Below are 19,618 nucleotides of genomic sequence, written 5' to 3' on the forward strand. Positions count from 1 at the left end.
CAGACTGCACAAATAATTACAGATTTTCATAAATAATAAATGCCTCGCAATTGCGAGGCATTTATTATTTAACAACAAAAGATTTTATTTCACAGCATCAATCTTAGTTTGAACTTCTGCATCAGTTCCTTCATAACTCTGGATAACCACTTTACCGTTTATTATTGTTTTAATGGTCGCTTTTACTTTTCCATCAACATTCGTTTTTTCAATAGTAACTTCTTTGGAAATAATTTCAGTTACCGCTCCTGAAACATTCATAAATTTACACGTTTTACTGTCACATCCTTTCGCCAGACACTCTTCTTTCGACATTGACGTACACATTTCAGTCGAAGTGCAACACGCTGCTTTGCCAGAAATCGTATGACTTCCGTTTCCTAAAATTGGAGCTATTACAAGCCCAATCAAGCACGTTAATTTAATTAAGATATTCATTGATGGTCCAGAAGTATCTTTGAACGGATCACCCACGGTATCTCCAGTTACTGCTGCTTTATGCGCATCAGAACCTTTATAAGTCATTTCTCCATTTATTAAAACTCCCGCCTCAAAAGATTTTTTTGCATTGTCCCAAGCACCACCAGCATTGTTCTGAAAAACAGCCCAAAGCACTCCAGAAACAGTAACTCCGGCCATGTAACCGCCTAACATTTCAGCGATTAATTGATTATTATCTCCATAAACTAATTTACCCAAGAGAACAATAGCGATTGGAAACCCAATAGTCAAAATTCCAGGTAACATCATTTCGCGCAAAGCAGCCTTGGTAGAAATATCAACACATTTAGCATATTCTGGTTTTCCGGTTCCTTCCATAATTCCTGGAATCTCCCTGAACTGGCGCCGTACTTCATACACCATATCCATCGCTGCTTTTCCAACGGAATTCATGGCCAAAGCCGAGAAAACTACAGGAATCATTCCGCCCACAAATAACATCGCTAAAACAGGTGCTTTAAAAATATTGATTCCGTCAATTCCCGTAAAGGTTACATAAGCAGCAAATAAAGCCAGTGACGTTAATGCTGCCGAAGCAATAGCAAAGCCTTTTCCGGTTGCGGCAGTCGTATTTCCTACAGAATCTAAGATATCTGTTCTGGTGCGCACTTCTTTTGGTAATTCACTCATTTCGGCAATTCCTCCAGCGTTATCAGATATGGGCCCAAAAGCATCAATTGCCAATTGCATGGCAGTTGTGGCCATCATTGCGGATGCAGCCAAAGCTACCCCATAAAACCCTGCAAAAGCATAAGAAGTCCAGATAGCTGCAGCAAATAATAAAACCGTTGGGAACGTAGAAATCATTCCGGTTGCCAAACCTGCAATTACGTTTGTCCCAGCTCCGGTTGACGATTTTTGTACAATAGCCATAACGGGTTTTGTACCCAAACCTGTGTAATATTCTGTTACCGATGAGATAACAGCTCCAACCAATAACCCTACGATTGTGGCATAGAACACACGCATAGATGAAATTTCTTTAGTCCCTTCGCCAAAGAAATCCATTTTCATCGTTTCCGGCAACATATATTGTACCAAGAAGAAACACGCAATCGCTGTTAATATAATAGAAACCCAGTTGCCTATATTTAATGCTTTTTGAACTTGTGCTTCTTTAGCGTTATCATCTGTTATTTTTACTAACATTGTACCGATAATAGAAAATAAAATACCAAAACCAGCGATTGCCATTGGTAATAAAATAGGTCCTATTCCGCCAAAAGCATCTTGAATATTTCCGCCCATGTCTTTGATGACGTAATTTCCTAAAACCATGGCTGCTAAAACGGTTGCTACATAAGACCCAAATAAATCAGCACCCATTCCGGCTACATCTCCTACATTATCTCCTACGTTATCTGCAATTGTCGCCGGATTACGGGGGTCATCTTCTGGAATTCCAGCTTCTATTTTTCCCACTAAATCAGCTCCAACATCGGCCGCTTTGGTGTAGATCCCACCGCCAACTCTGGCAAACAAAGCGATAGATTCTGCTCCAAGAGAAAATCCGGCTAATGTTTCCAATACAATGGTCATGTCTTCTGTAGAAGTCCAAACTCCATTCATAAAAAAGTGAAAGAAGAAAATAAAGAAAGTGGTCAATCCTAAAACAGCTAAACCCGCAACACCTAATCCCATTACGGTTCCACCACCAAAAGAAACTTTAAGAGCTTGCGGCAAACTAGTGCGTGCCGCTTGCGTAGTTCTAACATTGGTTTTTGTTGCAATTTTCATACCCATATTCCCCGCTAAAGCCGAGAAAAAAGCACCAAAAATAAAAGCCACAACTATTAATATATGCGTAGTAGGGACGATAAATGAAATTCCGGCTAAAACAATACTTGCACCAATTACAAAGAAAGTCAATAACCTATATTCTGCTTTAAGAAAAGCCAAGGCTCCTTCGTAGATGTAATCCGAAATCTCTTTCATCTTACCGTCACCCGGATCTTGTTTTAAAACCCATGCTCGTTTTGTAAACATAAATGCCAGTCCAATAAATGCCATGGCTATTGGCAAATAAATCATTATTGTATTCATAATTTTGGTTTGGTTTTTGGTTAAAATCAATAGTGTAACAAAACGAATTTAAACAAAAAAGCAATACTCTTAACAGAATATTGCTCTTTTTGTAAAAATTATGGTATAAAATTATTTAATACTAAATAATCCCTCTGGTTTATTTTCGATTTGATTAAAACGCTCCGTACATTTTCTGATTATTTCATACGCTTGATTTACATCTCCCCAACCGCCTACATCAACTTTTTTGTTTTCAAGATCTTTGTACACTTGGAAAAAGTGTTCAATTTCTTTTAATAAGTGTGGATTCATATCCGACAAATCATTTAATGAATTCCAGATTGGATCAGAAACCGGCACACAGATTACTTTTTCATCTGGCCCTTTATCATCTGCCATGTGGAAAACACCAATAGGCTTAACCTCCATCACACATCCTGGAAAAGTAGGTTCATTTACCAAAACTAAGACATCTAATGGATCTCCGTCTAATGCTAATGTTTCTGGAATAAATCCATAATCAGCCGGGTACATCATCGATGAGAATAACATTCTGTCAAAACGCATTCTTTTTATTTCGAAATCATATTCGTATTTATTTCTACTTCCTCTTGGTATTTCGATTAAGACATCGAAAGTTGTTAATTTGTCTGCAGTCATTTTAGTTTTTTCTTATCTATAATTATGGTTGCAAAAGTAAGGAAACTATACGATTACACAATACGAAATTTATGTTATCTCTTGATTAAATTTTAACATACCGTACTTTAATAAACCACCGTTCTATTTCGTTTTTTCAAATAATGGTGCCACAAAAGATATGTTGCAAAAGAACGATACGGACTCCATTTCATCGTGTGTGCTTCCATGGCGCCTTTATCGTGAATACTTAACAATTCTTTTATCGTATTGACAACCGCAATATCCCCTAATGGCAACAAATCCGGTTCTTGCAGACAAAACATCAAGTAAATATCAATAGTCCAGTTTCCTATTCCTTTGATCTTTATGAGTTCCTCGCGCACTTGCTCCGCTTTTTTAGCTGGCAAACTTTCCAAATCAATATCTTTATTTAGTATTGCTGTTGACAATGCTTTGATATAAGACGTTTTTTGACGGCTTACGCCAAGACTTCTAAAAACCTCATCCGATAAATTAAGGAGTACCTCAGGCGTTATGCTTTTTTGGCTGGCTTTTATTTTTAGAAATGTGGCTTTAGCTGAATCTATAGATACTTGCTGCTCCAAAATCAACAATACCAAAGTCTCAAAACCTTGTGGCCTTATAGGAATGGCTGGCAATCCGTACTGCTCAATAATTGATTTAAAAATGATCTCTTTTTCTAAAAGATAGTCGATGGCTTCTTGCATAATCTAATATTTTTTTAGCCCAGATGGAAACGGCATCCTTTTTATAAAGCGATTTTTATTCGCCTTATAAAAAGATATAGTGTACAGCTGGAATAGCTCCTAGAAATTAAACCCAAACGACCCTTTTACAGTAAAACGATTCATATCCGGTGTATTGAGATAATTGCCTCTCCAAGCGAAATCGATGCGAAAAACTTTAAAAATATTTCCAATTCCGGCGCTGTATTCCCAATACCCTTTTTCGGGTGCGTTGTAAACTAAACCCGAAGCATTGATCGCTCTGTTCTCCTCTGATATACTGCCATAGACTCCTTTTACCGAAACAATTTCTCTCCAATTGAGTTTTCGCATAAACGGAATTCTGGAAAAAAGTCGGCCATTGAAATTATGATTCCACTGCAAAGTCGCGTATTGATCCGACAAGAATTCGTAAAAATTAAGATTGCTAAAGGTATTTTCAAGGATGAAAAAAGTTTGATTCCCCGGAATCACACTCATTAATCCCAAAGGAACTGTCCCAAAGGTTTTCCCTACTTCCATAATGATATTGGTCCTTCCCAGTGGCCCAATAATAATAGGTTGCTTGTAATACAATTGTATTTTGTCGTATTTAAAATCGCTGTTTAATAGTCCTTTAAAACCATGGCTGTAGTTGACGAAAAAGCGACTGTAGGGACTGTCTACATTTTCTCTTTCAACAGCAAACCCAATGGTTTTTCTTTTAGGAGTATATTCCACCTGAAAGTTAACTTCGGACTGTTTCACATCGCTTTTTATCACTGCATTTGCAATATCCGTATAATAATCCAAACTAAAAGTTGGCGATGCGGATTCTAAGGTACGATATGATATTCCGGTTTGAAAAATTAAATTTTTAATCGGCTCAATTTCCACCGCAATATTACTGAGGTTGATATTCGTCAATTTTCCATTATTTCCTGATGAAAACACAGAAGAGGACGCAAAACTTCGGCCTAAAATATCGTAGGTAGTCGTCAGACTCGCCCCAATTTGTTCAATATCGCGCCTGTTGCCTCCCGACAAAATGATTCTTTTCTTCTTATCGACCATCCATTTCCCAGAAAACCCATATTTGAATTTCTCATCCTTAAAGCCATACGCCGTGTAGCCTTGAATACGCCACGTATCATTTGTTCCAAAATACGTTCTCCCCCCCGCTCGCAATCTAATCCCTTCTACTTCGTTATAACCAAAAGTTGAAAAAAGAGGCCCATAATCAAAATTTCCAAACTGTAAAAAACCACTTGCCAAAACCTGTACTGTACTGTAAATTTGTTTAAATCTTTTGACTGTTTGCAACGTATCGAGCATTTTATAAACGCCTAATTCATCCTTAGTTAAATTCTCAAAACGGTTTTCAGTCCAAAATTCCTCAGACTTATTATAAACATCGGCATCCATATAATTGACCTCATCTTTATAAAAAGAAACTGGTTTTTCTATATTAAACTTGTGATTCCTATAATAGGAGGTTCGTTTTCCGTAAACACCTTTGGATTTTTCTTTTTTATTTAAGGCAAAGTCCGACATCAAATAATCCTTAGTTAACAAGAATACAGAATCACTGACCACTTCAAATTCCTGTTCTAAATAAATGTCTTTTACCCAATTGATATTAGCGCTTTTGGTAACTGCCATATTAATTTTCTTAATGGCAAAGGTGGAATCATTGACCCAAAAATCACCTTTAAAAGTAAGTTCATTTTTACGTCGGGGATAAAAGACAATATTATAGCACCATTTTTTATCAATATACGCACTGTCTTTCAACACATAATTGTATACATCAATCCCTGTTTTAGATAACGGACTGGTAAAACTTTTGTCAAAAAAAGTTAAGTAGTTATTGTAGATGTCGTAATTAGAATATAAATCTTTTACAAAGGTTAAAATTTGTTGGTTCCCATTAAAACCAGATGTTTTACTGGCTTTTATTTTTTCTTTAATTTTCTTCAATTTAGTATCCCCGTATACATCGTTCAATGATTCGTTAACAAAAATGGGTAAATATGTTTTACCAGTAATTTTTGAAGTGTCCATTTGATTAAAGATAAACTCCATCCCTTTAAAGAGAGTACTTTTCATGAAAGCACTATCAATCGAATTCATATCAAATTCTATTTTCTCATATTTCTCCATTTGGTATTGGTCAAACAGGTACAAGCCATTTTGACGTTTTCTTGCCCAAATTTTTCGAAGAATATCAAGAGCAGGATTATTCTTTTTTGATGTTTTACCGGCAAAAACCATTACTTCATTCAAACTTTCGGCTTCGTTTAGCTGAATTGTTAAATTGTAGTTCACTAATTTTTCTAATGTTATTTCTTTTTCAGAAAACCCAACGGAAGATATCAACACTGTGCTATGTGTTTTCGTTGATTCCAAATAAAACCGACCATCCTCATTGGCAACAATTCCTTCACTTGAGTTTTTAAAAACTACATTTGCAAAAGGAATGGGTTGATTTCCTTTATCAACCACAACTCCGCTTATTTTTGTCTGTGCAAAAATTGTGTTCGCAAAAACAAAGATAAAAAACAACAAAAACAAAAAATTATTTTTCATAGTCATTCAAAAAAAAACTCCATCAAATAGAAAATTGATGAAGCTTCAAATATAGTTAATTAGACCGTTTGATAATACGGTATTTAGAATCCCAATTGTTAATTTTTATCTAAAACCAAATGCATCAAAACGACTATTTTTTATACATTACTTTTTTAACTGCTTTTATAACATCACCTGCATTTGGCAACCATTCTTTAAGCAATACTGGAGAATACGGCGCTGGTGTATCCGCCGTTGTGATTCGTTGAATAGGCGCATCTAAAAAATCAAAAGCACGTTCTTGAACGATATACGTAATTTCAGAAGCAACGCTTGCAAAAGGCCAGGCTTCCTCCAGAACTACCAATCGGTTTGTTTTTCTAACCGAAGTTAAAATTGTCTCATAATCCATCGGACGTACCGTTCTCAAATCAACAATTTCACAAGAGATCCCTTCTTTCGCTAATTCTTCAGCAGCGATATGTGCTTCTTTGATAATTTTTCCAAAAGAAACGATCGTTACATCCGTACCCTCACGTTTAATATCTGCAACTCCAAGTGGAATGGTATATTCACCATCCGGCACTTCCCCTTTGTCACCATACATTTGTTCTGACTCCATGAAAATAACAGGATCATTGTCTCGAATAGCTGCTTTCAACAAACCTTTAGCGTCATAAACCGTAGAAGGAACTACCACTTTAAGACCCGGAGTATTCGCAAACCAGTTTTCTAATGCTTGAGAGTGTGTCGCTCCTAACTGTCCTGCCGAAGCCGTTGGACCACGAAAAACGATTGGCACATTAAATTGCCCACCGGTCATCTGACGCATTTTGGCAGCATTGTTTATAATTTGATCAATCCCTACTAAACAGAAATTAAAAGTCATGTATTCTACAATTGGTCTGCATCCGTTCATGGCAGATCCTACTGCAATCCCTGTAAAACCAAGCTCAGCAATAGGAGTATCGATAACTCTTTTCTCACCAAATTCAGCAAGCATTCCTTTGGATGCTTTATAGGCACCATTATATTCTGCAACTTCTTCACCCATTAAGTATATGGACTCATCGTGACGCATTTCTTCACTCATCGCTTCACAAATGGCCTCTCTAAATTGTATCGTTCTCATATTATATGTTGTATGTGTCTAATTTTCGAAAAGCAAAAATAAATATTTTAAACCACTTAAAAGCATAAATTACTTTAAATTAATCAGGATTTATAGGGATAATTTTTAGGAGCTATTTCCGGCTCTCCGCTGTATCTTCCTGTGGCTAAAGGAACCACAGGAAGGATGCCGCTACTATCCGGGCTACGAAATCGAAATAGTAATCAAAAATATTATGCGCGCATAGTATATTATTCGAATTAATATTTTAAATTTGTAACAGAAATTACGAATAATTAAATATATAAGTATGAAAATATTAGTTTGCATCAGTCACGTTCCTGATACTACTTCAAAAATTAACTTTATCAATGGCGACTCTGAATTTGACACCAATGGGGTACAATACGTAATCAATCCAAATGACGAATTTGGTTTAACCCGTGCCATCTGGTTTCAAGAACAACAAGGCGCAACCGTTACCGTTGTCAATGTTGGAGGACCAGAAACCGAACCCACTTTAAGAAAAGCATTAGCGATAGGTGCTAACGAAGCTATTCGCGTCAATGCCACACCTACTGACGGATTTTTCGTTGCCAAACAACTTGCTGAAGTCATCAAAAACGGCGGTTACGACGTAATCATTGCCGGAAAAGAATCTTTAGATTATAATGGCGGAATGGTTCCGGGAATGATTGCCGGAATTTTAGGATACAATTTCCTGAATTCTTGTACCAACTTAACTGTTGAGGGAACTAACGTAAAAGCCGTTCGTGAAATTGACGGAGGAAAAGAAACCGTTGCTACTACTTTGCCATTAATCATTGGTGGACAAAAAGGATTAGTTGAAGAAAAAGACTTGCGTATTCCAAATATGAGAGGAATTATGACAGCCAGAAGTAAAGTATTAACAATCCTAGAACCAGTAGATGCTACGGTAACCACAAAAGCGGTAAAATTTGAAAAGCCGGCCCCAAAATCAGCGGTAAAATTAATTGCTGCTGACAATTTAGATGAATTAATTAATTTATTACACAACGAAGCCAAAGTAATCTAACCGTAATAAAGCCGAATGTCTAAAGTCAAAAGGATATAAGTATACACTGATTTCCCTTCATGCCTTTGGATTTTAAAACTTTAAGACTAAAATAAAAAATTATGTCAATACTAATATATGCGGAATACGCAGAAGGAAAATTTAAGAAAGTAGCTTTTGAATTAGCTTCATATGCAAAAAAAGTAGCTGAAACTCTAGGAACAACAGTTACAGCGGTGACTGTAAATGCTGGGGATGTTTCGGAATTATCAAAATACGGAGTAGACAAAGTATTAAAAGTAAACAACGATAAATTATCCGGATTTACAGCTAAAGCATACGCTGATGTGATCAAACAAGCTGCTCAAAAAGAAAACGTAAAATTAGTTTTACTTTCATCCACTACCGATAGTATTTACCTTTCATCTCTTGTTGCAGTGGCTCTAGAAGCCGGATACGCTTCAAATGTTGTTGGATTGCCCGTTTCAACCTCGCCTTTTCAAGTAAAAAGAAATGCTTTTTCAAACAAAGCGTTCAATATCACTGAAATTGCTACAGACGTAAAAGTGCTTGGACTGGCTAAAAATTCATACGGTGTTTTTGAAAATGCTTCTACCTTAATCCAAGAAGATTTTAATCCAACCATTGGAGAAAATGATTTTGGAGTAAAAGTAGAATCCGTAGAAAAAGGATCCGGAAAAGTTTCTATTGCGGATGCAGACATTGTAGTTTCAGCAGGTCGTGGACTAAAAGGTCCCGAAAACTGGGCGATGATCGAAGAATTAGCTACTGTGCTTGGTGCCGCAACAGCATGTTCTAAACCGGTTTCTGATTTGGGATGGAGACCTCATGGGGAGCACGTAGGACAAACGGGAAAACCGGTAGCAACAAATCTATACATAGCTATAGGAATTTCTGGAGCAATACAACACATTGCCGGAATCAACTCTTCTAAAATTAAAGTAGTAATCAACAGTGATCCGGAAGCGCCATTTTTTAAAGTAGCAGACTATGGAGTTGTAGGCGATGCTTTTGAAATTGTCCCTCAATTGATTGAAAAATTAAAAACTTTTAAAGCGCATAATTCATAATTCTAAAAATTCTCTTTAAAAATAATAGCTGCCAAAAAATAAGATATTCGTATCTTTGCTTTTGGGCAGCTTTTTTGTGTACTTTTTTTCATTAAAATCGCACCCTTTTTATCAAAAAAAGTACCTTGTACTTTCCCATAACAACAATTATGAGCTTAGTTAAATTATCTATAAAAGGAATTTCATACAGTCAAACTCAAAACGGAGCCTACGCTTTAATCTTGAATGAGGTTGACGGCGAAAGAAAGTTGCCTATCGTCATAGGCGCTTTTGAAGCCCAATCCATTGCAATTGCATTGGAAAAAGAAATAAAACCGCCACGTCCTTTGACACATGACCTCTTCAAAAATTTTGCGGAACGTTTCGATATTATCGTAAAACAGGTAATTATTCACAAACTTGTTGATGGTGTTTTTTATTCCAGTATCATTTGCGAAAGAGATAAAATAGAAGAGATTATTGATGCACGGACTTCTGATGCGATAGCTTTGGCCTTGCGTTTTAATGCTCCCATATTTACTTATAAAAACATCTTGGATAAAGCCGGTATATATTTGAAAGCAAATCCTTTAGAACCCAATAAAGACTCTCAGGAAATTGATGATGTCCTTTCTAACCCAGATACATTTGGTCGTGAGGAAGAAAGCAATCAATCCGGAACAACCTATTCCAAACATAGCCTACAGGAATTGAACGAACTATTGGATCAAGCGGTATTGCACGAAGATTACGAAAAAGCAGCAAAGATTAGAGATGAAATTTCGAAGAGAGAATCGTAATTAAAGCTTGATTTGTTATCTCTTGACTAAAACTAGCAGTCATTTTACGTTTTAAATCAATTGATCTTAGATAAAATACGATTGAATTTTGTATTACCCTTTGCTATCCATTTTTACTTACAACTGATATAAAACCAATCTATGAAAACAAAACTTACCCTTGTTGCCGCAACCTTATTTATCTCGACAGTAGTATTTTCTCAAGACTATTATTTACATTGTGGCAAAATTCTAAATACAGTATCCGGTAAAGAACTATCGAACCAAACGATACTTGTTTCTAAAAACAGAATCTTAAAAATACAAGAGGGATTTGTATCTAAAGCCAAACCTGAAGACATTGAAATCGATCTTAAAAATAAATATGTTTTACCAGGTCTTATCGATCTACACGTACATATTGAGGGAGAAAATAACACTAAGAGCTACATGTCTAAATATTTAGATAATGAGGCTGATATTGCATTCCAAGCCGTTCGCTGTGCTGAAATCACGTTACTAGCCGGTTTTACAACCGTACGGGATTTAGGAGGAACCGGAGTAAATATATCTATAAGAAATGCCATTAATAAAGGAATCGTAAAAGGTCCAAGAATATATACTGCAGGAAAATCCATTGCTACAACTGGCGGACATGCTGATCCAACCAATGGAAGCAATAGAAAACTGGTAGGCGATCCAGGACCACATGAAGGCGTAATTAATTCTCCGGAAGAAGCAGTAAAAGCAGTTCGAGAACGCTACAAAGAAGGAGCTGATGTTATTAAAATTACAGCTACAGGCGGAGTTTTAAGTGTTGCTAAAAGCGGCAAGAATCCTCAGTTTTCTTTAGACGAAATAAAAGCCATTACTACAACTGCCAAAGATTACAACATGCTTACGGCAGCCCATGCTCATGGCGATGAAGGAATGCAACGCGCCATTATAGGTGGCATAAAGACCATAGAACACGGTACCTTTATGAGTGAAGAAACAATGGAGTTAATGAAAAAATACGATGCCTATTTAGTACCAACCTTGACTGCGGGAAAAGAAGTAGAGAAAAATGCAGAAATAACTGGTTTTTATCCTGACATTGTAGTGCCAAAAGCTAAAGAAGTGGGACCTCAACTCAAAGCAACATTTGCAAAGGCTTATAAAAAAGGAGTCAAAATTGCTTTTGGAACGGATGCCGGGGTTTTCCCGCATGGTATAAATGCAAAAGAATTTGGCTATATGGTTGAAGCTGGAATGCCTCAACTAGCAGCGATACAATCAGCAACTATTACTAATGCCATGTTATTAGGTATTGGAAATGAAGTGGGACAAATTAAAGAAAACTTTTATGCGGATATCATTGCAGTCGACGAGAATCCTTTGAACACAATCAAAACACTTGAAAATGTTGTTTTTGTAATGAAAGACGGAAAAATATATAAAAATTAAATCCATTATATAATACTATAAAAAAGGCAAAATGAAGCAATATTTAGATTTAGTGCAGCATGTAATGGAAAATGGTTGCCAGAAAGGAGATCGCACAGGAACAGGAACAAAAAGTGTCTTTGGGTACCAAATGCGTTTTGATTTGAATGAAGGTTTCCCAATGGTCACTACCAAAAAGTTACACCTGAAATCTATTATCTACGAATTGCTTTGGTTTTTAAAAGGCGATACAAATATTAAGTACCTTCAAGAAAACGGGGTTAAAATTTGGGATGCTTGGGCTGATGCCAATGGCGATTTAGGACCTGTTTACGGACACCAATGGCGCAACTGGAATAGTGAAGAAATTGATCAAATCTCAGAATTGATTATAGAACTAAAAACCAATCCTAACAGTCGCAGAATGTTAGTTTCGGCATGGAATCCTTCGGTTCTTCCAGACACTACAAAATCATTTGATGAAAATGTAGCCAACAACAAAGCGGCGTTGCCGCCTTGCCACGCTTTCTTCCAGTTTTATGTTTCTGAAGGCAAATTATCGTGTCAGTTGTACCAGCGAAGTGCTGACCTTTTCTTAGGCGTTCCTTTTAACATTGCTTCCTATGCATTACTCACCATGATGATTGCTCAGGTTTGCGACTTGGAACCAGGCGAATTCATCCACACTTTTGGTGATGCACACATTTACAACAATCATTTTGAACAACTCGAATTGCAATTGTCTCGTGAGCCAAAACCATTGCCTAAAATGATTTTGAATCCCAATATAAAAGACATCTTCGCATTCAATTTTGACGATTTCACGCTCGAAGGCTATGAACCACATGCCTTGATAAAAGGCAGTGTTGCGATATAACGCAATAAAAAAACGGTGTTTTAGTTAAACTACTAAAACACCGTTTTCATTTCCTGCAAACTCATTCCATTTGAAAGAATCTGCTTCTGGCTCATTTACGAATGTGCCATCAATAACGTATTTGAATTCATAGGCTGCATCTTTGTTTACATCGAATACTCCTTTGAAAGTACCATTTTTCAATTTACTCAAAGCACCTTCAGTAACATTCCAATTATTGAAATCTCCCACAACTGAGGCTTCACTCGCTTCTTTAGCCGCTACAGAAAAAGTAACTTTACAAACTGGCTTTGTTTTTATAAATTGTTTTTTAATTGCCATAACTAATTCATTTATAGGTTTATGAAACAAAGTACGTAAAACATTTCGGACTTTCAACAAGCTTTTAGAAGATTTAATGTAAAACTACAAACTATGTTAATTTTCAAATAATTTAATAATTTAAACAACGCAATATTTACTATTCAAAAAAGAGAAAACGTTTTCTCTATAAATAATCCAGAGCCACAATACTGACTTTCCAAAATAAATTTTATCTTTATAAACTAAAACTGAATCGATGGAAAAAGAATTACACGAACAATATGAGTATGCGAGAAGAAGAATAAAGCAAAAAAAGCGCCTGTATTTTCATTTTGTTCTTTTCGTTTTAGGAAGTTTATTACTTTTTGTGGCACACAATTTCCTTGATAGTATTGTAGTCTCCAATTGGTATCTTTGGATAATTACTCTATGGCTGTTCCTATTTATATTGCATTTTATAAAAATTTTCATCACCGATCGTTTTATGAATAAAGATTGGGAAAGAGAGCAAATAGACCGACTTGTCGCTTTGCAAAAAAAGAAAGTGGACCAGTTAGAGACACAAGTATCTAACGACGAAAACAAATAATAGCACATCAGTTATGATAATAATGATTGCGGCCCTAGCCGAAAACAATGCACTTGGAAAAGACAATAAATTAGTCTGGCATTTACCAAATGATTTTAAACGATTCAAATCACTTACAACAGGCCATCATATTGTAATGGGCAGAAAAACATTTGAAAGTTTTCCGAAACCATTGCCTAACAGAACGCATATTATAATCACCAGACAAAAAGACTATCAAGCGGAAGGATGTATTATTGTTGACAATATTGAAAAAGCAATACAAACCTGTCCCAAGGAAGAAATTTCATTTATTATAGGTGGTGGTGAAATATATAAATTAGGACTTCCTTACACGGATAAAATAGAAATTACAAGAGTACATAACAACTTTGAAGCTGACGCTTATTTCCCAGAAATCAATGAAGAAGAATGGAAGATGGTAACATCTAATTTTAATGAGAAGGACGAAAAACATCTCTTCGATTACACCTATCAGACTTTCATCCGAAAATAAACAAAAAAACATCCTTTTTACGGGATGTTTTTTTTAACCATTGATTTAGAGAAATGAACTACTCTTGAAAGAGTATTTGATAACATAAAATAAAAATTACAAATACTAGTAACACTCCAGAAATGGAGATTATAATATTTGATGTTTTTTGAGAATACATCTCAAAAAAACCTTTAGTACCAAATACCACGAAGGTACTAAAGACGAAAAAAATTAAAATTTCCAAAAACAAATTTAATCCTAAGAACGTATGTTGCGCTTTAACTACAATACTGCTATGTAAAACAATATTTTCAAAACAGCTAACAAGAACAAATGAGATAATTAGCGCTAAAAATATCCATTTGATTTGGTTCATTGATTCTCTTTTAATCATCTAACATGGTTATTTTCTTGAATAACAAATTTGTATAAATAAAACTGGAGTTACAATACCCACTTTTAGTGATATTTCAAATAAAAGTGAATTTTATTCTTTTGGTTGTTGCGGTACTATTAAATCGAAACCACTTTTTTAAAATAGCACTAAACTTAATTCTAATTTTTGAAACTCATTTTTAGTTGATCAAGTTTATCTTATATTTGTACAAACTAAAAAAATGTCAGAAAAGATAACACCCTATAAAGATTCTACCTTAGGCAAAAAAGAACAGGTTGCACAAATGTTTGATACTATTTCCGGAAACTATGACAACCTAAACCGCGTCATTTCTTTCGGTATTGATATAAAATGGCGTAAAAAAGTATTGCAAATAGTTTCAAAGTCAAACCCGAAGATTATTCTGGACATTGCTACTGGAACTGGAGATTTAGCCATTTTAATGGCACAAACCAATGCTGAAAAAATAATTGGGTTAGATATTTCAGCCGGAATGCTGGAAGTAGGCGAAAAGAAAATTATGGCTAAAAATCTTTCAAATACTATTGAAATGATTTTAGGTGATTCTGAAAACATGCCCTTTGAAGATAATTATTTTGATGCAATTACAGTTGCTTTTGGCGTTCGGAATTTTGAAACACTCGAAAAAGGATTAGCGGAAATTTTAAGAGTTTTAAAACCAAATGGCGTGTTTGTAATCTTAGAAACCTCAGTACCAGACAAAACGCTTTACAAACAAGGGTATACGTTTTACAGTAAGAATATCCTCCCATTAATAGGAAAATTATTCTCTAAAGATAATGTCGCTTATGGGTATTTATCAGAATCCGCAGCTGCATTCCCTTATGGCGAAGCTTTAAACAATATTTTGAAGAAAACTGGGTTTATAGATGTTGTTGCTTTACCACAAACTTTTGGTGTGGCTACGATATATTCTGCATCTAAAAAATAACACTCCACATTTTCAACTCCAATATGAGAAAAATAATTGTCTTACTTTTTTTTGCTTTTATTCTAAAGGGATACGCTCAGAACTCTAAAAATATATTTAGTAATGATCCCATCATCAATTTGGAAAATTTTCAAAAAAAAAGGGTCTACTATGGGTTCTATTTAGGATTCAATTCCTACGATTTTAAGATCGATTATAAAACTCAAACCCCGGATATTTTTGTCAAAAAAACTACTGGTTTCAATGTTGGGATTATTGGTGACTTAAAACTTCAAGAATACATTAACTTGCGATTTGAACCCGGATTGTATTATACTAAGAGAGAATTATTTTACCCTAATTTCACAAATAGCGGCGATGCGCTCAGGGAAGTTAATAGTACCTATATTCATTTACCTTTGCTAGTAAAGCTTTCTTCCCTCAGAACTGGAAACATCCGTCCCTATGCCTTGGGAGGATTATCGGCTACTTTAAACTTGTCCAGCAATTCAAAATTGATGGATGATAATTTACAGCAACGTTTTCGAGTAAAATCATGGACTACTAATTATGAGTTGGGTTTTGGAATCGACCTTTTTTCAGAATATTTCATCTTTTCACCATCAATAAGAGGGGTATTTGGATTAAATGATGAATTAATCCGAGACAACGATCCTAACAGTCCTTGGACAGGAAATATTGAATCGCTAAAAACCAGAGCTATTTTTATCAATTTTTCTTTCCATTAAATCTATTAATGAATTGTGTCTGCTAGAAACTGGTATTACAAAAACATCAACCTCTACAAAACTCACTTAAAACGATCGCAGTGGCAGTAGCAACGTTCAGACTTTCTGTTTTTTGAACATGCCCAAAACGAGGAATTGCTAATTTAATTTTTACTAATTTTTCAAGTTCTGCTGATATTCCATTGGCTTCATTGCCCATAATTATAATTCCTTTTTGTGGCAAAACAGTTTTATAAATGTTAGCTCCATCCATAAAAGTACCAAATACTGGCAAATCTGTTTGTCCAACAAAAGTGTTCAAATCAATATAATTCACATTGACTCTGGCTATAGATCCCATAGTGGCCTGCACCACTTTTGGATTATAAACATCCACCGTTTCTGCTGAACACACAACTTGTTGTATTCCAAACCAGTCACACAAACGCAATATCGTCCCTAAATTTCCAGGATCTCTGATCGAATCAAGAGCCAAAATCAAAGGTGCTTCAAGTATTGGCTTTTCTTCAGGAATTTTGAAAATTGCTAAACAAGAATTAGGGGTAGCCAACGCACTGATTCTTTTTAAATCAGCTACTTGAATAACCGTTTTCATAAGATTAGATACTGCTTCAAAATCATTTTTGGTAGTATACAAATGTTCCAATTCAAAATTAGAATCCAGCAATTCCTGAATTCCTTTTACGCCTTCGGCAAAAAATAATTTAGTAGCTATTCTATATTTTTTTTGCTGTAAACTCGTTATAAGTTTTATTTGGTTTTTACTAACCATAAAATAATGTACTTTTGAATTAAATATTTTAGAACACTTGAAAAAAATTTCCACAAAAATAACAGCATTTATTCTAATTGCAACACTAATTTGTGCTTGCAATGCTGTAAAAAGAGTTCCAGAAGGCAAATTGCTACTTACAAAAAATGAAATTTCAGTAAATAACAAAACTATTAAAGACGAAAACGTCTTTAATCAATTGTATCAAAAACCAAATAGTACTTTGCTGGGGTATCGCTTACGATTGAATCTTTACAACTTAGCCAATCTAAACCCAGACTCAACCTATCAAGCAAAATTTGCTAATAATCCAGAAAAATTTAAAAGAAAATCAAAATGGCTTTCTGAAAAACAAGTAAATCGGCTGGGCAAATCATTCTGGTATCGTGGGATACATGATTTCTTGAAAAGAACTGGAGAACCTCCCATAATCATTGATAAAGAAAGAAGTGATAAATCACTACTGCGATTGAATTACTATTATTTCAACAATGGTTATTTTAATGTAAAATCAGCTTACCAGATTGATACTTTAAGCATTAAAAAAGCTAAGATTAAATACGCGATCATTCCTGGAAATGCGTACTTTTTAGATTCATTACGAACAAGTATTTTGACCCCAGCGTTAGACTCTTTGTACCAAACTAATAAATCCAGCACCTTTATAAAATCTGGACAACAATATAAAACCGATGATTTTGAGAATGAAAAAAACCGAATTACCACTCATTTTAGAAACAATGGAGTGTATTATTTTCAACCCAATTATGTAACTTTTGACATTGATACCATAAAAAAAGTAAATCAGGCGAATATCAATTTGATGATTAATAATTACTCGTATCAGGAAGGCGATTCTACCAGAACGGAACCTTTCAAAATATACAAAATAAGTGATGTAAATATTTATACCGATTACTCTCCCAGTAATAATGCGTTAAAGATTACTGATAGCACCACTTATAAAAACTTTCATCTTTATAGTCAGGAAAAATTAAAATACAAACCAAAAGCGATAACAAACGCTATTTTCATAACAAAAGGAGGCTTGTATGCCGATAATAAAACCGTTTTAACAACGCGCTACTTGAATAATCTTAAAATATTCAACTATCCATCCATACAATATGAAGTTGATAAAAGAGATACTACTGCTCAGTCTTTGATTGCCAAAGTCTATTTGACACCAAGAAAAAAATATAGTTTCGGAACAACCCTGGATGTTACCCACTCAAACATTCAGGATTTTGGTATTGGTTTGAGTGTGTCTGAGACTATAAGAAACGTATTTAATGGTGCGGAAACTCTAGAAATAGCAGCGCGGGGTAATGTAGGCTCATCAAAAGATTTAGCGAATCCAAGAAATAATTTTTTCAATGTTTCTGAGTATGGATTGGATTTAAAACTAAACATCCCTCGTATTTTGATGCCGTTTAATACCGATAAAATTATCGCTAAAAGCATGATCCCTTCCACACTTATTACCGTTGGTTTTGCAAAACAAAGAAATATAGGATTGGATAAAGAGAATTTTACAGGAGCGCTTTCTTACAATTGGACTCCCAAAATAAATCATACCGCAAGATTTGATCTTTTTAACACTCAGTTTGTACGCAATCTAAACCCTAAAAACTATTTTAATGTATATGGATCTTCCTATAATGCATTAAATGAATTAAGCAAAGAATACAATACAAATCCTGCTTATTATAACAATGCAACAGATAAAGATTTGCTAGTTGAACAAGGAACGATTGGTTTTACAAATGATGTCCTTACTGGTAATGGGTCCTTTCTAAAACCATTAGAACCTGCCGATATTCAAGCCGTAAGAAGTATTGAGGAACGAAGAATGAGACTTACAGAGAACGATTTTATTTTAGCCACCAGTTTTACTTTTTCAAAAACAACAAAAAAAGATCTAACTGATAATACTTTTTATCTTTTTAAAACTAAAATAGAATCTGCAGGAACTCTTTTATCTGCTTTTGCAAAAACGACCAATCAGAAAAAAAACTTCAGTGGGAATTATGAAATATTCAACTTGGAATATTCCGAATATATAAAAACAGAATTTGATTATATTAAACATTGGGATCTATCCAAAGAAAAAATATTCGCATTCAGATCCTTCTTTGGAATTGCCATTCCCTTTGGAAACTCAAATAACATTCCTTTTTCAAGAAGTTATTTTTCAGGCGGATCCAATGACAACAGAGCATGGCAACCTTACGGTTTAGGACCAGGAAGCAGCGGTGCTTTGGATGATTTTAATGAAGCCAACATGAAAATTGCTATTAGCGGCGAATTTCGATTTAAACTTCTAGGCAGTTTAAAAGGCGCTGTTTTTGCTGATGCGGGCAATATTTGGAATGTACTGGATAATGTAGTCGATGAAAAATCAACATTTACGAGCTTTAGCGACTTAAAAGACATGGCATTGGGTACAGGTTTTGGAATCCGATACGATTTGAGTTTTTTCGTAATTCGTTTTGATTTAGGATTCAAAACCTACAATCCAGCCAATGAAACTAACAAAAGATGGTTTAGAGAATACAACTTTGCAAACTCCGTTTTAAATTTTGGAATAAATTATCCGTTCTAATGCTAATTAATTCTTATTTTTGCAAAACTAAA

General features: G+C 34.9%; 17 protein-coding genes. 10 read left to right on the forward strand and 7 right to left on the reverse strand.

Annotated elements, in window-relative coordinates; translation table 11 throughout:
• Positions 1-84: 84 nt before the first annotated feature.
• From AC0608_RS02435 to AC0608_RS02455, 5 genes are all read right to left on the reverse strand, one after another.
• Positions 85-2,544 (reverse strand): sodium-translocating pyrophosphatase, encoded by a 2,460-nt coding sequence (locus AC0608_RS02435; RefSeq protein WP_478288003.1) that lies wholly within the window; start codon positions 2,542-2,544, stop codon positions 85-87.
• 111 nt (positions 2,545-2,655) lie between these two features.
• Positions 2,656-3,186: an inorganic diphosphatase gene (locus AC0608_RS02440; protein ID WP_478288004.1), complete on the reverse strand. Its 531-nt coding sequence runs from the start codon at positions 3,184-3,186 to the stop codon at positions 2,656-2,658.
• A 107-nt stretch (positions 3,187-3,293) separates the two neighbouring features.
• Entirely contained in the window at positions 3,294-3,896 is a 603-nt protein-coding gene (locus tag AC0608_RS02445; protein ID WP_478288005.1) for a DNA-3-methyladenine glycosylase family protein, read from the reverse strand.
• 99 nt (positions 3,897-3,995) lie between these two features.
• Positions 3,996-6,482, reverse strand: coding sequence for a DUF5686 and carboxypeptidase-like regulatory domain-containing protein (locus tag AC0608_RS02450; RefSeq protein ID WP_478288006.1), 2,487 nt, complete (start codon positions 6,480-6,482; stop codon positions 3,996-3,998).
• A gap of 133 nt (positions 6,483-6,615) precedes the next feature.
• The gene (locus AC0608_RS02455; RefSeq protein WP_478288007.1) at positions 6,616-7,596 is read right to left on the reverse strand and encodes a pyruvate dehydrogenase complex E1 component subunit beta; all 981 of its coding nucleotides are present in this window, start codon (positions 7,594-7,596) and stop codon (positions 6,616-6,618) included.
• A gap of 289 nt (positions 7,597-7,885) precedes the next feature.
• Between AC0608_RS02455 and AC0608_RS02460 the strand changes: the two genes are divergently transcribed.
• The 5 genes from AC0608_RS02460 to AC0608_RS02480 all read left to right on the forward strand — a co-directional run bounded on the left by AC0608_RS02460 (position 7,886) and on the right by AC0608_RS02480 (position 12,762).
• Positions 7,886-8,632 carry an electron transfer flavoprotein subunit beta/FixA family protein gene (locus tag AC0608_RS02460; RefSeq protein ID WP_478288008.1) on the forward strand — a complete coding sequence of 249 codons (747 nt, stop codon included), beginning with the start codon at positions 7,886-7,888 and terminating at the stop codon, positions 8,630-8,632.
• Between the two features lie 101 nt (positions 8,633-8,733).
• Positions 8,734-9,702 (forward strand): electron transfer flavoprotein subunit alpha/FixB family protein, encoded by a 969-nt coding sequence (locus tag AC0608_RS02465; protein WP_478288009.1) that lies wholly within the window; start codon positions 8,734-8,736, stop codon positions 9,700-9,702.
• Between the two features lie 149 nt (positions 9,703-9,851).
• Positions 9,852-10,481 (forward strand): bifunctional nuclease family protein, encoded by a 630-nt coding sequence (locus AC0608_RS02470; RefSeq protein ID WP_478288010.1) that lies wholly within the window; start codon positions 9,852-9,854, stop codon positions 10,479-10,481.
• A gap of 141 nt (positions 10,482-10,622) precedes the next feature.
• Entirely contained in the window at positions 10,623-11,906 is a 1,284-nt protein-coding gene (locus tag AC0608_RS02475; protein WP_417959312.1) for a metal-dependent hydrolase family protein, read from the forward strand.
• A gap of 31 nt (positions 11,907-11,937) precedes the next feature.
• On the forward strand, positions 11,938-12,762 hold the full coding sequence (locus AC0608_RS02480; RefSeq protein ID WP_417989829.1) for a thymidylate synthase: 825 nt from the start codon (positions 11,938-11,940) through the stop codon (positions 12,760-12,762).
• A 24-nt stretch (positions 12,763-12,786) separates the two neighbouring features.
• On the opposite strand, the gene AC0608_RS02485 is transcribed toward AC0608_RS02480, so the two are convergent.
• The gene (locus AC0608_RS02485) at positions 12,787-13,083 is read right to left on the reverse strand and encodes an isoamylase early set domain-containing protein (protein ID WP_478288011.1); all 297 of its coding nucleotides are present in this window, start codon (positions 13,081-13,083) and stop codon (positions 12,787-12,789) included.
• A gap of 238 nt (positions 13,084-13,321) precedes the next feature.
• Here AC0608_RS02485 and AC0608_RS02490 point away from each other — a divergent pair, with 238 nt between their 5' ends.
• The 4 genes from AC0608_RS02490 to porT all read left to right on the forward strand — a co-directional run bounded on the left by AC0608_RS02490 (position 13,322) and on the right by porT (position 16,209).
• A complete protein-coding gene (locus AC0608_RS02490) occupies positions 13,322-13,654 on the forward strand; it encodes a 2TM domain-containing protein (protein WP_417959309.1) in 333 nt (110 codons plus the stop codon).
• A 13-nt stretch (positions 13,655-13,667) separates the two neighbouring features.
• Positions 13,668-14,150: a dihydrofolate reductase gene (locus AC0608_RS02495; RefSeq protein ID WP_478288012.1), complete on the forward strand. Its 483-nt coding sequence runs from the start codon at positions 13,668-13,670 to the stop codon at positions 14,148-14,150.
• 599 nt (positions 14,151-14,749) lie between these two features.
• The gene (gene ubiE / locus AC0608_RS02500; protein ID WP_478288013.1) at positions 14,750-15,481 is read left to right on the forward strand and encodes a bifunctional demethylmenaquinone methyltransferase/2-methoxy-6-polyprenyl-1,4-benzoquinol methylase UbiE; all 732 of its coding nucleotides are present in this window, start codon (positions 14,750-14,752) and stop codon (positions 15,479-15,481) included.
• Positions 15,482-15,504: 23 nt separating this feature from the next.
• On the forward strand, positions 15,505-16,209 hold the full coding sequence (gene porT / locus AC0608_RS02505) for a type IX secretion/gliding motility protein PorT/SprT (RefSeq protein WP_478288014.1): 705 nt from the start codon (positions 15,505-15,507) through the stop codon (positions 16,207-16,209).
• Between the two features lie 46 nt (positions 16,210-16,255).
• Here porT and AC0608_RS02510 read toward each other — a convergent pair whose 3' ends face one another.
• Positions 16,256-16,981, reverse strand: a complete 726-nt coding sequence (locus AC0608_RS02510) for a TrmH family RNA methyltransferase (protein WP_478288015.1) — start codon at positions 16,979-16,981, stop codon at positions 16,256-16,258.
• A gap of 37 nt (positions 16,982-17,018) precedes the next feature.
• On the opposite strand from AC0608_RS02510, the gene tamL reads away from it, so the two are divergent.
• Positions 17,019-19,586, forward strand: coding sequence for a translocation and assembly module lipoprotein TamL (tamL, locus tag AC0608_RS02515; protein ID WP_478288016.1), 2,568 nt, complete (start codon positions 17,019-17,021; stop codon positions 19,584-19,586).
• The last annotated feature ends 32 nt before the right edge of the window (positions 19,587-19,618 follow it).

Source organism: Flavobacterium sp. GNP008 (assembly GCF_056428965.1).

What these genes read in the sequence shown, in the direction of transcription:
- AC0608_RS02435 (WP_478288003.1), bottom strand. Translation starts at nt 2,544, where the DNA reads ATGAATACAATAATGATTTATTTGCCAATAGCCATGGCATTTATTGGA.
- AC0608_RS02440 (WP_478288004.1), bottom strand. Translation starts at nt 3,186, where the DNA reads ATGACTGCAGACAAATTAACAACTTTCGATGTCTTAATCGAAATACCA.
- AC0608_RS02445 (WP_478288005.1), bottom strand. Translation starts at nt 3,896, where the DNA reads ATGCAAGAAGCCATCGACTATCTTTTAGAAAAAGAGATCATTTTTAAA.
- AC0608_RS02450 (WP_478288006.1), bottom strand. Translation starts at nt 6,482, where the DNA reads ATGAAAAATAATTTTTTGTTTTTGTTGTTTTTTATCTTTGTTTTTGCG.
- AC0608_RS02455 (WP_478288007.1), bottom strand. Translation starts at nt 7,596, where the DNA reads ATGAGAACGATACAATTTAGAGAGGCCATTTGTGAAGCGATGAGTGAA.
- AC0608_RS02460 (WP_478288008.1), top strand. Translation starts at nt 7,886, where the DNA reads ATGAAAATATTAGTTTGCATCAGTCACGTTCCTGATACTACTTCAAAA.
- AC0608_RS02465 (WP_478288009.1), top strand. Translation starts at nt 8,734, where the DNA reads ATGTCAATACTAATATATGCGGAATACGCAGAAGGAAAATTTAAGAAA.
- AC0608_RS02470 (WP_478288010.1), top strand. Translation starts at nt 9,852, where the DNA reads ATGAGCTTAGTTAAATTATCTATAAAAGGAATTTCATACAGTCAAACT.
- AC0608_RS02475 (WP_417959312.1), top strand. Translation starts at nt 10,623, where the DNA reads ATGAAAACAAAACTTACCCTTGTTGCCGCAACCTTATTTATCTCGACA.
- AC0608_RS02480 (WP_417989829.1), top strand. Translation starts at nt 11,938, where the DNA reads ATGAAGCAATATTTAGATTTAGTGCAGCATGTAATGGAAAATGGTTGC.
- AC0608_RS02485 (WP_478288011.1), bottom strand. Translation starts at nt 13,083, where the DNA reads ATGGCAATTAAAAAACAATTTATAAAAACAAAGCCAGTTTGTAAAGTT.
- AC0608_RS02490 (WP_417959309.1), top strand. Translation starts at nt 13,322, where the DNA reads ATGGAAAAAGAATTACACGAACAATATGAGTATGCGAGAAGAAGAATA.
- AC0608_RS02495 (WP_478288012.1), top strand. Translation starts at nt 13,668, where the DNA reads ATGATAATAATGATTGCGGCCCTAGCCGAAAACAATGCACTTGGAAAA.
- ubiE (WP_478288013.1), top strand. Translation starts at nt 14,750, where the DNA reads ATGTCAGAAAAGATAACACCCTATAAAGATTCTACCTTAGGCAAAAAA.
- porT (WP_478288014.1), top strand. Translation starts at nt 15,505, where the DNA reads ATGAGAAAAATAATTGTCTTACTTTTTTTTGCTTTTATTCTAAAGGGA.
- AC0608_RS02510 (WP_478288015.1), bottom strand. Translation starts at nt 16,981, where the DNA reads ATGGTTAGTAAAAACCAAATAAAACTTATAACGAGTTTACAGCAAAAA.